Genomic DNA, 13960 nt, shown 5'->3' on the forward strand with positions numbered 1-13960 from the left:
GAAAAATTTATAAAATGGTAAAATAGAGTAAGCGATTTTAAAAAAATGGAGGTCTATTACCTTTGAATCCCAAATACATAAACCGGAGCATTAGGTTTTTAATTGTTATCGGCGTTGTTGTTTTAGGGCTGCTTTCCTTTTACTATTTATCAAAAATAACCTATCCATTTTTAATTGGCCTTATTATAGCCCTAGCCATAAACCCGCTTGTCAATCTTTTTGAAAATAAAACAAAAATGCCAAGAGTACTTGCTGTTTTTGTTGCTCTTATTATAATATTTGCCATCTTTGCCGGCTTGATTACATTGCTAGTAGTCGAGATCGTTACCGGAGCCACTTACTTAGCTAATGTTATTCCAGAGCATTTAAACACTTTAATTAAATTCCTAGAAGACTATTTTACAGATTTGTACAATCAATTAACTAGCGTCTTTAATAAGTTGAATCCCGGGCAGAAAGACACGATCATTACCAATATTCAAAATATCGGTAAAAGGGTAGGGTCAACTGTCGGAAATTTTATTCAAGGCTTTTTTGGCAGCATTCCTAATGTTATTTCATGGATCCCAAATGCTGCAACTGTATTGATTTTCTCCTTGTTAGCAACCTTTTTCATAAGCAAGGATTGGTACCGTTTAAAGGCGATGGGCGTTAGGCTATTACCACAAAAAGCCAGAACAAGTGGCAAAACGGTATTTGTTGATTTGAAAAAGGCGCTTTTCGGCTTTATAAGAGCCCAGTTGACGCTGATTTCCATAACAACAGTTATCATTCTAGTTGGTTTGCTTATTCTTCGTGTGGACTATGCCATTACCATTGCCCTCTTGACTGGTCTGGTCGACATTATTCCCTACCTTGGTACAGGAGCGGTATTCGTCCCTTGGATTGTCTATGAAGTTATAAGCGGCGATGTTGGGCTTGCCATTGGGCTTGGTGTCCTTTACATAATCGTTTTGGTTCAAAGACAGATCATGGAGCCAAAAATCCTTTCTTCAAACATTGGACTAGACCCTTTGGCAACACTAATTGCACTTTTCGTAGGTTTTAAACTAATCGGCTTTCTTGGATTAATTGCCGGTCCCGTAACTCTTGTCATCATAAGCACGCTGTACAGGGCCAATGTTTTTCATGATTTATGGAAGTTTATCGTGGGAAAAGAAGCTTAAAGGAACAAAAGCGTAAGCGCCCTGGTCAGCGGCGTATGGCCTGGAGCTCTCCAACTGAGATAAAGGAAACACGAAGAGCGCAAGCGCATTCGTGCTTGACTTATCGTAGGGCTGAGAGCGAAGGACACTAGCCGCTAGGGCGCTGGAGCTGGACGTGTCAATCCTGGTAACAAGTTATCCACAATGATTTAATGTATACTTTTCTAGACCATAAAAAAACTCGCCGGTTGGCGAGTTTTTTTATTATAGTACACTAGCATGTCCGTTATAAATAATGCCTCTTGATGCGTCAACCGTGATTTCTTGGCCTTCCTTAAACAGTTTGAGGGCATTTTCAACTCCCACAATAACAGGAATACCTAAGTTTAAACCAACAACAGCAGCATGGCTTGTTAAGCCGCCTTCCTCTGTAATAAGCGCGGCACATTTCTCGAGGGCCGGAACCATTTCCCGGTCGGAGCCGATGGTTACAAGAATAGAACCCTGTTTTACATTCTCTATAGCTTCATTTGCATCATGGGCAATGACGACTTTTCCAAATGCGGATCTTCGGCCAATTCCTTGACCTTTCGTAATAACATCACCGACAACATGGATTTTCATTAGGTTTGTTGTGCCTGCTTCTCCTACTGGAACACCGGCAGTGATCACCACTAATTCACCGTGTTTGACCATTCCACTGTTTAAGCTTTCCTCAACTGCTGCTTCAAGCATTTCATCAGTAGTAGTACACATTCTGCCCAGCAGAGGGTACACTCCCCAGACAAGTGATAAACGGCGGCTGACTGATTCATTTGCGGTAACTGCCACTATAGCAGCCTTTGGACGGTATTTGGAAATCATCCTTGCGGTATGTCCACTCTCAGTTGGAGTGATAATTGACTTTACCCCTAAATTTAATGCTGTATGAGCAACCGATTGACCAATCGCATCAGTTAGGTTGTGTTCTGTATTCTTGCTGCGATGTGAAAGGATTTCTTTATGGTTCAGAGCCTGCTCAGCCCGTGAAGCAATATTATGCATCGTTTGCACTGCTTCAACCGGATATAGCCCTGCAGCAGTTTCTCCAGAAAGCATAATAGCGTCTGTTCCATCAAAAATGGCATTGGCCACGTCACTTGCTTCCGCACGAGTTGGCCTTGGATTTCTTTGCATTGAATCAAGCATTTGTGTTGCAGTAATGACCGGTTTACCCAGGGCATTACATTTCTTAATCAACGATTTTTGCACCAATGGAACCTCTTCTGCAGGAATTTCTACACCAAGGTCACCACGTGCTACCATCAGACCGTCTGAAACCTCAAGAATTTCATCAATATTATCGACGCCTTCTTGGTTTTCAATTTTAGGGATAATTTGGATATGTGTTGCCTGGTTTTCTTCTAATAGCTGGCGAATTTCCAAGACATCCTTGGAACGGCGAACAAATGAGGCCGCGATAAAATCAACGCCCTGTTCAATTCCAAATAAAATATCCTGTTTATCCTTCTCTGTAATACCAGGCAGGTTAACTGAAACTCCCGGCACATTAACACCTTTTTTATTTTTCAATGTACCACTGTTTAAAATTTTCGTCTTAATTTCGCCCTTAGAATGATCAATGTTGATAACTTCCAGCCCAATTAGCCCGTCATCCAACAGAATTTTGGAGCCAGCTTGTACATCATCAATTAAACCTTGGTATGTAACGGAAAACTTCTCTGTGGTTCCTTCCACTTCGGTCATGGATACAATGATTTCTTCTCCGGACTTCAGTTCAATTGCTCCGTTTTGCATATTGTGGGTACGAATTTCAGGCCCCTTTGTATCAAGCAAAATGGCAACTGTTTTTCCTGTTAAACCGGCTGCTTCACGGATATTCTTGATTCTGCCGCCGTGTTCTTCAAAATTCCCATGAGAAAAATTTAATCGTGCTACATTCATTCCTGCATTCATTAATTGTGTTAAATTGTCAACACTTTCACTTGCAGGGCCAATCGTACAAACAATTTTTGTTTTGCGCAACATTTCTTGCCCTCCCTTTTTTAAATCGAAAGTTCTTTTGAAAGATTAAATAGTTCAAGATCCAATGTATGTTTTTTGGCAAGAGCGTCAATAATGTCGTAGTCGACAAGCTTGTTATTCTCCACGCCGACAGCACGGCCGCCTTTGCCCTCAATTAGCAGTTCCACTGCTCTCGCACCCAATCTGCTGGCAAGCACCCGATCTGCGGCAGATGGCGACCCCCCCCGTTGAATATGTCCCAATACTGAAACTCTTGTGTCGAGGTTGGTGGCATCCTTTAGCTGCTTAGCAAACTCACCACCGCTGCATACACCCTCTGCGACCACAATAATACTATGCTTTTTCCCGCGCTCTTGTCCTTTTCTTAAACGATCAGCAATTTCGTCCATGTTGTAATTCTCTTCTGGAATTAGAATCGTTTCCGCTCCTCCGGCAAGCCCTGCCCACAATGCAATATCACCGGCATCTCGCCCCATTACCTCAATAATAAAAGTTCTTTCGTGCGAGGTAGCCGTGTCGCGAATTTTATCTATTGCATCAATGACTGTATTTAATGCCGTGTCAAAACCGATTGTCATATCAGTTCCCGGAATGTCATTATCGATCGTACCCGGTACACCAACACAAGGATAGCCAAGCTCTGTCAATGCCTTCGCACCACGATATGATCCGTCACCGCCAATGACGACAAGTCCTTCAATACCATGGGCCTTTAACTGTTCAATTCCTTTTTGCTGGCCCCCTGTTGTTTTAAATTCCGGGCAGCGGGCCGATTGAAGCATCGTTCCTCCGCGATGAATGATATCTCCAACTGAACCGAGCTCAAGCTTTTTTATATTTCCGCAAATTAACCCTGAGTAACCACCGTAGATGCCATAAACTTCAACATTGTGATAAATGGCTTTTCGAACAACAGCGCGGATTGCTGGGTTCATTCCCGGTGAATCCCCGCCGCTTGTCAGCACCCCAATTTTTTTCATGGTAATCACCTCATTAATAGGATAAAGGTACTATGTAAGCCTCATTAAGAAGAATGGTTTATAATTACATTTGTTTTCCTTCTTCTATTATTAACATAAAACCCTTGAATATTAATAAAATATCACGAAGAAATAGCCATAACAACTATGTCACTAGCTATTTTATAATAGACGGAATAGTTCGTTAACTGAAAGCGTTTCATATCATAATGAGAACGTTGTCATGGGTTTTGCAGCCATTTTTTTATGAACTTTTTGTGAATGCCCAACGAAAAAACGTGCCCAAATGAGCACGCATTTTCCTTAATTTACTCCAATGTATTCATTTATCAATCCAAACTCTCCAATTGTTCTAAAACGCTTGTATCGATCAGCAATTAATTGGTCAGCAGAAAGCTTCAAAAGCTCCTCCAAAGATTTGATTAGGACAGGTTCAATTTCCGCAGCTTGTCCTTGCACATTCTTGTGGGCACCGCCCTTAATTTCTGGAACGATATCATCGATAACTCCTAGTTCCTTGAGGTCAGGCGCCGTGATTTTCATAGATTCTGCAGCATTTTTAGCGTAGGCAGCGTCCTTCCATAAAATTGCCGCCGCTCCCTCAGGTGAAATGACTGAGTAGGTGGAGTTTTCAAGCATGTAAATCCGGTTGCCTACACCTAGTCCAAGCGCGCCGCCGCTTCCGCCTTCACCAATGACAATACAGATAACTGGTACTTTCAATCCTGCCATTTCGAAAAGGTTACGGGCAATTGCTTCACTCTGTCCCCGCTCTTCTGCTGCTTTACCAGGGTATGCCCCTTTCGTATCAATAAAACAAATAATTGGACGATTGAATTTATTTGCCTGATTCATAAGCCGTAAAGCCTTTCTGTAGCCCTCAGGATGTGGCATTCCAAAGTTTCTGCGGATATTTTCTTTCGTATCCTTTCCCCGCTGATGGCCTATTACTGTTACAGGCAACCCTTTAAATTTGGCAATCCCGCCAACAATCGCTTCATCATCGCCAAAAGTCCTGTCCCCATGGCATTCAAAGAAATCGTCAAAGAGATAGGAAATGTAATCCAAGGTTGTTGGCCTGTTAGGATGGCGGGCTATTTGCACCCGGTCCCACGGTTTAATATTTTCATATATATCCCGTTCCAGCTTCTCCAATCGGGCCTCTAATTTATTGATTTCCGAACTCAAATCCACATCAGTAGTATCTGTAAATTCCTTAAGCTCAGCTATTTTTTTCCTCAGTTCATTGATTGGGCGTTCAAATTCTAATTCGCCTGCCATTCAAACACACCCCCTGGCTGATGAATATCAAGTATCGTTGCAATTTTCTCTGCCAATTCTAGTCGGGAAATGATGGCATCAAGCTGCCCATGTTTTAACAAAAACTCTGCCGTTTGAAAGTCTTCCGGCAATTTTTCGCGGATTGACTGCTCAATCACCCTGCGTCCTGCAAAACCGATTAATGCTCCAGGTTCGGCAAGGTTATAATCACCCAATGATGCAAAGCTTGCAGACACCCCGCCAGTTGTCGGATGGGTCATAATTGAAATGATTAAACCGCCATTGTCACTGAATTTCTTTAAAGCAACACTTGTTTTCGCCATTTGCATCAAACTTAGTGCACCTTCCTGCATTCTAGCTCCGCCCGATGCTGTAAAAATAACAAATGGAACGGACAATTCATCCGCTTTTTCAATCGCTAAGGTAATTTTTTCGCCGACAACCGATCCCATACTGCCCATTCGGAAGGTTGAATCCATAACGGACAAAACGATTTTATGGCCGTTAACTGTACCAACCCCAGTGACAACCGCTTCATTTATATTGGTTTTTTTGCGGTCCTTTTCAACCTTTTCTAGATAGTCGGGAAAATTCAAAGGATTCTTTGAAATCATATTTTCGTTGAATTCCTCGAAGCTTCCTTCATCAAGAAAACTTTCAATACGCTCCTTTGAATTCATGGGAAAATGATGTCCGCAATGAAGACAAACCTTTAAGTTTTTTGAAAGTTCTTTTGTATACATAATTTTTTTGCATGAAGGACATTTTGTCATTATTCCTTCAGGAACGTCGCTTTTCGCCGCTTCTGTAGGAATAGTTGCGTATTTCTTCTTTTTTGTCTGGTTTTTGGAAAATAAATCTTTAAGCGCCAAAAATTAAACCTCCTTGTATGGAATTTTGGCTGATGACGATAATCTATCAGCAGTCTTTCTAACAATTGTCTTTCTCATACATATACCGATAGGTGGCCAGACCACTGAAGGATTTAAAAATGCCCTATGTAGGGGGCTTGTATAATTTACTATAAAATAAAAAAAGTTCAAAATCTGTTGCTTTCTGTCGTTAGACAGATGACAATTTTCGTAGTTGGCCGTATGCCAAAAGGACCTTCATTTCGTCTTTATCAGCCATTGCATCCAATAAATATAGATAGTCTTCACGCTTGTACTCTACAGGAGAAGAAGATAACGAATGATAGTAATCCTTTAAGATTTCCCAAATCTTAAAAAAAAGATGGTTGTCTGCGGCTTCAAAAATCTGATAAAAAAATTCATCATCCTGGAATCCTTCTGACTCCGTCACCCAATCTTTCACGGCAGCGATATTCAATCGGTCCATTCTTTTCAGTGCGAGGCGCAGACCATCCATTTCAATAAAGTTTTTTGTTTCGAAGACATCCAGTTTTGCTTTTTCATCCTGCAAAATAAACGTGCTGAGAAGCTGGACCAATTGATTACCCCGGAAGTCACGAAGATAAGTACCCTCCCCCCGGCGTGTTTCAATTAAACCTAACAGTTCCAAAGCTCTCAGTGCTTCTCTAACGGAAGAGCGCCCGACATTCAGGCGCTCAGACAGTTCACGTTCCGAAGGAATTTTATCCCCCTGCTTTAGTCCATCATCCGTTATCATTTCTCTTAGCTGTTTTAAAATCTCTAGGTACACTTTAGAATTGCTCACGAAAGAATCACTCACTTTTGCCAATTAGAGCGAGCCTTTTTGTTTTTTCCTTTATTTCTTCAGGATCTACTTTTATCCGTGCTACACCTGTTTCCATAGCAGCTTTTGCTACTGCAGCGGCAACATTAGGAGCAACCCGCGGGTCAAATGGCCCCGGAATGACATAGTCTGCATTGATTTCCTCTTCCTTAATCAAACCAGCAATGGCTTCAACAGCAGCAATTTTCATTTTTTCATTAATATGGGTAGCCCGAACATCAAGTGCTCCGCGGAAAATCCCAGGGAATGCAAGAACATTGTTTACCTGATTTGGAAAATCAGAACGTCCTGTTCCCACCACTTTTGCCCCTGCTTCTTTCGCTTCATCAGGCATAATTTCCGGAACCGGGTTTGCCATCGCAAAAATAATCGGATCAGTATTCATGGATGCAACCATTTCTTTCGTTAATGAACCCGCAGCGGAAACTCCGATGAATACATCGGCACCCTTAATTACATCCTTCAGGCTTCCTGCCAAGCTGTCGCGGTTCGTATACTTCGCCACTTCAGCCTTCACATTGTTCATGCCTTCAGGACGGCCTTCGTATATCGCACCTTTAGTGTCACACATGATGATGTCTCTTACACCATAGCTAAATAACAATTTTATAATGGCAATCCCTGCAGCTCCTGCACCATTAGCAACGACTTTAATCTCCGTCATTTTCTTGCCTGTCAGCTTTAAAGCATTGACAAGTCCTGCCACGGTTACAATAGCTGTCCCATGCTGGTCATCATGGAACACTGGAATATTCGCTTCCTTCTTTAGTCTTTCCTCAATGACAAAGCAATTTGGGGCGGCAATATCTTCAAGATTTACCCCACCAAAGGTAGGTTCTAAAAGCTTAACAGTCTCAACAATTTTGTCTACATCGGTGGTGTTTAAACAAATTGGAAAGGCATCAACGCCAGCAAAGCTCTTAAACAAGACCGCTTTACCCTCCATTACCGGCAGCGCTGCTTCAGGGCCAATATTGCCAAGTCCAAGTACGGCTGTTCCGTCAGAAACAACTGCAACCATATTCCCTTTCATTGTATAGTCGTAGACAGTTTCCGGTTTTTCATAAATATCCTTACAAGGTTCCGCTACACCTGGAGAATAGGCTAAGCTTAAATCCTGTGCATTTCTTACTGGCACCTTCGATTTCGACTCTAATTTCCCTTTATTAATTCGATGCATATGTAATGCTTCTTCTCTTAAAGTCAAGACTGTCACCCCGCAAATGAATAAAAAAATAAAATAAATTCCCCGTTTTAACATTGGTGGTCAGACCACACATGTCTCCTTACCACTATAACATATCTTCGAAAGTTGTAAAGATTTAATCTTTCAGGACTACATTATGACCACCCAATAAATCCTTTAAGGATTGGATGATTTCCGGATGGGGGTTAATATTTATTTCCGCGCCTAATCTTACAGTTTTCTTTGTGGTTTCATAATGCAGGACTACCGTTGCATTACCCTTATTTCTACTTAGAAGCTTGTTTAATTCTTGGAGAGTCCTTTCATTTTCCTTGTCTTGGGTGATTTTTAAATACAGCACAGGCTGTCTGTCTGCATGCGCATCCAGCCATTTCTCGATTTCTGTAACTTGTTGAATAATCAATTGCTGCTTTCCATCACGTTCTTCGACTTTCCCTTCAAGCAGGGCAAAGCATCCTTCCCCTAGGTATTGGGAAAATTTTCGGTATGCATCAGGAAAAACGACCGCCTCCATTTCACCGGTTGGATCACTTATAGTTAAAAAGGCCATTGATTCCCCTTTTTTCGTCCGGATTGATTTTTTGGATGTAATGTAGACTCCTGCTGCCGCCTTCCTGCCCTGGCTATTTAATTGAAATAAGGCTTGAGCACCTGCCCGTCTAAGCTTTTTTTCATAAATAGAGATTGGGTGATCAGAAAGATATAAACCAAGCGCCTCTTTTTCATAGGAAAGCTTTATTTGTTGGGTCATTTCATCAACCTGCACATATTTCGGTTTCGGAATCATTTCATCCTCGAACATATCAATTTGATTTGTGTCATCCATTTTAAATATTTGCGCATGCTCGATCGCAACATCCAGACTGGCCAAGAGCACGGCCCGGTCCTCCCCAAATTCATCAAAACTGCCGGAATGGACCAGATATTCAAGTGTTTTGCGATTGATTGCCTTTCCCGATACCCTGATACAAAAATCAAATAAATCGCTAAACTTCTTTCGTTTTCTCGCTTGAAAAATTTCCTTCAAAGCAGCCGCCCCGACCCCGCGGATGGCCCCCAGACTATAGCGGATTTTCCCTTTCTCCACTTGAAATAAATAAGTACTCAAATTAATGGAAGGAGACAGAATAGCGATTTCCTTTTGTTTTGCTTCTAAAATATACTGGCCGATTTTCGCCTCGTTTCCGATTGCGGAGGTAAGCAGGCCAGCCATAAAGTGAACCTGATAATTGGCTTTTAAAAAGGCGAGCTGATAGGCAATTAAGCTATAAGCCACCGCATGGCTGCGATTAAACCCATAATTGGCGAATCGGACAATCAAGTCATATATTTCATTCGCCAAAGCTTCGCTGTATCCCTTCTTCAGCGCGCCTTGGACAAAATGCTGACGCTCTTTATCCAACACTTCTTTTTGTTTCTTCCCGACCGCTCTTCTTAACAGATCTGCTTCACCAAGGGAAAATCCTGCCATGATGGAAGCAATCTGCATAATTTGTTCTTGATAGACAATGACCCCGTACGTATTCTCAAGGATTGCCTGAAGGTCAGGATGCGGATAATCAATTTTCTGCAGGCCATGCTTCCTGTCAATAAAAAGCGGGATATTATCCATCGGACCCGGCCTGTACAAAGCATTGACAGCGACAATATCCTCAAAACGAGTCGGCTTCAGGCGTGTTAACACCTTCCTCATTCCCTCTGATTCAAGCTGAAAAATACCTGTTGTTTCGCCTTGAGCTAATAGATTGAAGGTTTTTGCATCATCAAGCGGAATAGAGCCAATATCCAATCTCCTTCCTGTGTGGCGATAGATGGAAGATAGGATCGTTTCAATTAACGATAAATTTCTAAGCCCCAAGAAGTCCATTTTGAGCAGGCCCAGTTCCTCTAAGTATTCCATAGAAAACTGGGTTAAAAAAATCTCACCTGATCCTTGCTGAATCGGAATTAAGTCGATTAACGGCTTCTCACTGATGACAACACCTGCAGCATGCGTTGAGGTGTGACGGGGCAGCCCTTCCAGTTTCAGCGCTGTATTAAACAATCGGCTATTTAAAGGAGTCTCCTGGATGAATTTCCGTAAACCTTCCGATTCCTTATAGGCATCCTTTAAGGTTAGACCCGGGCGAGAAGGAATAAGCCTTGACATATAATCCAACTCTTTCGTATTTAGACCGAACACCCTGCCGACATCCCTTAAGGCCGCTTTCGCAGCAAGTGTACCGAATGTAGCAATTTGTGCAACATGCAGCTCTCCATATTTTTGTGCCACATATTCAATGACCTCATCCCGGCGATGGTCGGGAAAATCAATATCAATATCAGGCATGGAAATCCGTTCAGGATTTAAAAATCTCTCAAATAACAGATGATGCTCAAGCGGGTCAACATCGGTTATGTATAACACATAGGCGACCAGGGACCCAGCAGCAGATCCCCTGCCCGGTCCGGTTAAAATCCCCTTTTCCCGTGCGTATCTCATAAAATCCCAAACAATTAAAAAATAATTGCTGAACTGCATCCGCTTAATTACATTCAATTCATAGGCCAGGCGGTCCAAGTACTTCGTTGATGGTTCCTCCGAAATTCTTTCCTTTAAACCTTTTTGACAAAGTTTTTCAAGATACTCTTCGGCAGGCATGCCGTTTTCCGTTGGAAAGGAAGGCAGGTATGTTTTGTCTAAATTTATGTTTATATTACAACGTTCAGCAATCCTAAGCGTATTTTCCAGCGCCTCCGGGACATCCGCAAAGCACTCAGCCATTTCAGCGGAACTTTTTAAATAGAATTGGTCACTGCCCAGCTGCTGCCGATGGTCGTCCTGCAATTTGTCGCCATTCTTAATGGCTAACAGACATTCATGAGCAAACATATCTTCTTTTTCCAAATAATAGACTTGATTGGTGGCTGCGAGCGGGATATTCCATTCTTTTGAAAGCCGGAGAAGCGGTTCCCTAAGTGTTTTTTCCTGTTCAAGCTGATGGTCTTGAAGGGCAAGATAAAAATTGCCGCGGCCAAAAATACCGGAAAGTTCAAGAGCAAGATCTTTGGCCAAAGCCACTTCGTTTGTTAATAAAGCCTGCTCAATCTCGCCTTCTATTCCCGGTGTAATGGCAATGAGCCCCTTAGAATAAGCCTTGAGCCATTTGTGAGGAATTCCATTTTCAGCCTTTGTTTGCACGGCACTGGATATTTTTAATAGATTCTTATAGCCTGCGTCATTTTCCGCTAACAACACAAGTGGATACGTTTCTTCTTCCATCCGTTCACTTTCGATATCCACCGTCAGTCCGATAATTGGTTTTATTTGCTGTTTTTTGCAAAGCTTATAAAATTCAATCGTCCCGTACATAACATTCCGGTCGGTTAATGCCAGCGTTCGAAATCCTTTGTTTCGGGCATTCTCCACTAAATCGGATACAGACGCCGTGCTGGTCAATAAACTATACGCACTATATACATGAAGGTGAATAAAAGACATCCGGTCACACCTCTCATTCTACTTTTATCTTACTTCCATTATAAAACTTGATATGAAAAAAAGAAAATATGTTCTATTTTTCACTGCCAACTCATATTAAATTGCACTTGTCCATATAAATGTATAAAGATGATTTGGCTAGACAAAGGCGGTTGAAGGAATGAAAGAACTTGGTTTTTTTCCAGCTTTTATCGAAAGCTATTTTATTGCCTTGGGAGTTGTGCTGGGAGGTTCGCTTATTGGGGGGATTGCCTCCTTTATAACTGGACAGCCTCCATTAACAACAGTTTACCGATTATCATCCGCCCTTAGAATTTGGGCGATTGTAGCGGCGATAGGAGGAACTTTTGATGCGGTTTATACATTTGAACGCGGTTTTTTAAACGCCGATACGAAAGACCTATTTAAGCAATTTCTATTAATTCTTTCGGCCTTGGGCGGTGCCCAGACAGGTGCACTGATCATTAACTGGCTGACCCAGGAGCATATTTCGTCATGAGAATTCCGCCTTATTACCGCAGACCTTCGTGGCAGCGTTTTATTTCCGGAATGGCCGTTGGCGGTGCCATCAGCTGGTGCATATTTTTATATATTTATGGAGTTTTTCAAGAGGACAATGCAAAATTAATCAGAAAGCAGCAGAAGGATATAGCAGAGTTAAAAGACGACGTTAAAATTTGGCAGCAAGATTACGCTGAATTGAATAATAAAAATTTAGGAAAAATCACGATTGAAAAAATAAATATCCGAATAACCAACTGGGAGAAATACAAACTAGATCAATTCAGTGTTTTTCAAACAGAGGAAGCAGTCAGAGATGATATCAAAATAGTGCTGGCCAAAGATTTGGAAACAGTCGCTAAGAGCAAAGACATGCTGAAAAAAATCATCGAAAACAAACCATATGAATTAAACGAAAAGCGCTACCGGCTTAAGGTAAAGGAAATGGTTATCTATACGACACTGTCCATTCAATTGGAAATGGAATTTGCTGAATGAAAACTCGTCGATTGGCGAGTCCGATAGGACGAATACAGGGACGTAGTTGAATTCATGCGTTAGGAAATAATAAATTTGTGAAAATTTATTATTTCCTATTAACCGAATAAAGAAACGGCCGCTGCCAGGCCGTTTCTTTGTGTATTATTTACAAACCGCATGTAGTTCTCTAAGCACATTATCTACTTCATCCCAAGAATAGATGGAGGCACCTGCCGCTAACGGATGGCCTCCTCCGTTAAACTTCCTAGCGACCACATTGATGACCGGTCCCTTTGAACGCAGCCGCACCCTTATTTGGTCGCTTTCCTCAATGAAGAAAACCCATGCTTTAATCCCTTTTACATCGCCTAAGGTACTGACTAATAATGACGCTTCCGCAGGTCTTGCCTGGTATTCCTCAAGCAATTCCTTTGTCAGTCTCACTGCTGCAACTCCGTTTTCTTGCATTTCAAAGTTCTGCAATATGTACCCATTTAACTTAATAATATTTGGTTCTAGTTCATACATTCTGTCAAACAACTCTGTACGCGAGAAATTAAAGTGGATCAACTCTCCCGCATAGGCAAATGTCTTGTCCGTTGTACTCGGAAACAGAAATCTTCCGGTATCCCCGACAATGCCGCCGAATAACAGCCTTGCTGCTTCATCATTTATTTTTAGCCCTTTTTCTTTTCCATCTAAATAAAATTCATAAATCATTTCGCTGCAAGAACTAGCAGCCGTATCGACCCAGAGTAAATCGCCATACGGATCTTCATTTGGGTGATGATCGATTTTAATCAGCATATCCCCCTTAGTATAGCGCTTATCGTCAATCCTTTCTTGATTGGCTGTATCGCAGACGATCACCAGTGCGCCCTCATAAACTTCTTCTGCGATTTCATCCAACCTTCTCATAAAGTGAAGAGTCGGCTCCTCCTGCCCTACCGCATAAATATTCTTCTCCGGAAAAGACGCCTTTAAGATAGCTGCCAGTCCGCCCTGTGAACCATAGGCATCAGGATCAGGACGAACGTGGCGATGGATAATAATCGTGTCATATTGTTTGATTGTTTCCAGTATTTTCTCTTTCATATATTCTCCTTTTCAACCATCCTTTTATAAACATTGTAGCATTTCCCTT

The 13960-nt window shown here is 41.9% G+C and carries 11 protein-coding genes; 3 read left to right on the plus strand and 8 right to left on the minus strand.

Translation table 11 applies throughout. From position 1 onward, the window contains the following. Positions 1 to 62: 62 nt before the first annotated feature. Positions 63 to 1166, plus strand: coding sequence for a sporulation integral membrane protein YtvI (gene ytvI / locus QNN06_RS25060; RefSeq protein WP_213119923.1), 1104 nt, complete (start codon positions 63 to 65; stop codon positions 1164 to 1166). A gap of 243 nt (positions 1167 to 1409) precedes the next feature. Here ytvI and pyk read toward each other — a convergent pair whose 3' ends face one another. From pyk to dnaE, 7 genes are all read right to left on the minus strand, one after another. Further along, the gene (gene pyk, locus QNN06_RS25065) at positions 1410 to 3170 is read right to left on the minus strand and encodes a pyruvate kinase (RefSeq protein ID WP_213120640.1); all 1761 of its coding nucleotides are present in this window, start codon (positions 3168 to 3170) and stop codon (positions 1410 to 1412) included. Between the two features lie 20 nt (positions 3171 to 3190). Then, complete coding sequence (gene pfkA / locus QNN06_RS25070) at positions 3191 to 4150, minus strand: 6-phosphofructokinase (protein WP_213119922.1); 960 nt, start codon at positions 4148 to 4150, stop codon at positions 3191 to 3193. A gap of 303 nt (positions 4151 to 4453) precedes the next feature. After that, positions 4454 to 5431 carry an acetyl-CoA carboxylase carboxyl transferase subunit alpha gene (gene accA / locus QNN06_RS25075; RefSeq protein ID WP_217033896.1) on the minus strand — a complete coding sequence of 326 codons (978 nt, stop codon included), beginning with the start codon at positions 5429 to 5431 and terminating at the stop codon, positions 4454 to 4456. Beyond that, positions 5416 to 6303, minus strand: coding sequence for an acetyl-CoA carboxylase, carboxyltransferase subunit beta (accD, locus tag QNN06_RS25080; RefSeq protein WP_213119920.1), 888 nt, complete (start codon positions 6301 to 6303; stop codon positions 5416 to 5418). The genes accA and accD overlap by 16 nt, the downstream gene beginning before the upstream one ends. Positions 6304 to 6493: 190 nt before the next feature. Next, positions 6494 to 7060 (minus strand): GntR family transcriptional regulator, encoded by a 567-nt coding sequence (locus tag QNN06_RS25085; protein ID WP_254124527.1) that lies wholly within the window; start codon positions 7058 to 7060, stop codon positions 6494 to 6496. 55 nt (positions 7061 to 7115) lie between these two features. Next, entirely contained in the window at positions 7116 to 8354 is a 1239-nt protein-coding gene (gene ystJ, locus QNN06_RS25090) for an NADP-dependent malic enzyme (RefSeq protein ID WP_213119919.1), read from the minus strand. 115 nt (positions 8355 to 8469) lie between these two features. Further along, the gene (gene dnaE, locus QNN06_RS25095; protein WP_284036151.1) at positions 8470 to 11835 is read right to left on the minus strand and encodes a DNA polymerase III subunit alpha; all 3366 of its coding nucleotides are present in this window, start codon (positions 11833 to 11835) and stop codon (positions 8470 to 8472) included. A gap of 160 nt (positions 11836 to 11995) precedes the next feature. Between dnaE and ytrH the strand changes: the two genes are divergently transcribed. Next, entirely contained in the window at positions 11996 to 12334 is a 339-nt protein-coding gene (gene ytrH / locus QNN06_RS25100; RefSeq protein WP_213119917.1) for a sporulation membrane protein YtrH, read from the plus strand. After that, complete coding sequence (gene ytrI, locus QNN06_RS25105; RefSeq protein ID WP_284036152.1) at positions 12331 to 12834, plus strand: sporulation membrane protein YtrI; 504 nt, start codon at positions 12331 to 12333, stop codon at positions 12832 to 12834. Before ytrH ends, ytrI begins: the two co-directional genes overlap by 4 nt. Before the next feature lie 144 nt (positions 12835 to 12978). On the opposite strand, the gene QNN06_RS25110 is transcribed toward ytrI, so the two are convergent. Beyond that, positions 12979 to 13911, minus strand: a complete 933-nt coding sequence (locus QNN06_RS25110) for a DHH family phosphoesterase (protein ID WP_213119915.1) — start codon at positions 13909 to 13911, stop codon at positions 12979 to 12981. Positions 13912 to 13960 lie beyond the last annotated feature (49 nt).

The sequence above is a fragment of the Neobacillus sp. 114 genome, from assembly GCF_030127045.1.
GTDB lineage: Bacteria > Bacillota > Bacilli > Bacillales > Cytobacillaceae > Neobacillus > Neobacillus rhizophilus.

Coding starts and splice junctions, on each gene's coding strand:
- pfkA (WP_213119922.1), bottom strand. CDS start 4,150: ATGAAAAAAATTGGGGTGCTGACAAGCGGCGGGGATTCACCGGGAATG.
- accA (WP_217033896.1), bottom strand. CDS start 5,431: ATGGCAGGCGAATTAGAATTTGAACGCCCAATCAATGAACTGAGGAAA.
- QNN06_RS25085 (WP_254124527.1), bottom strand. CDS start 7,060: ATGATAACGGATGATGGACTAAAGCAGGGGGATAAAATTCCTTCGGAA.
- dnaE (WP_284036151.1), bottom strand. CDS start 11,835: ATGTCTTTTATTCACCTTCATGTATATAGTGCGTATAGTTTATTGACC.
- ytrH (WP_213119917.1), top strand. CDS start 11,996: ATGAAAGAACTTGGTTTTTTTCCAGCTTTTATCGAAAGCTATTTTATT.
- ytrI (WP_284036152.1), top strand. CDS start 12,331: ATGAGAATTCCGCCTTATTACCGCAGACCTTCGTGGCAGCGTTTTATT.
- QNN06_RS25110 (WP_213119915.1), bottom strand. CDS start 13,911: ATGAAAGAGAAAATACTGGAAACAATCAAACAATATGACACGATTATT.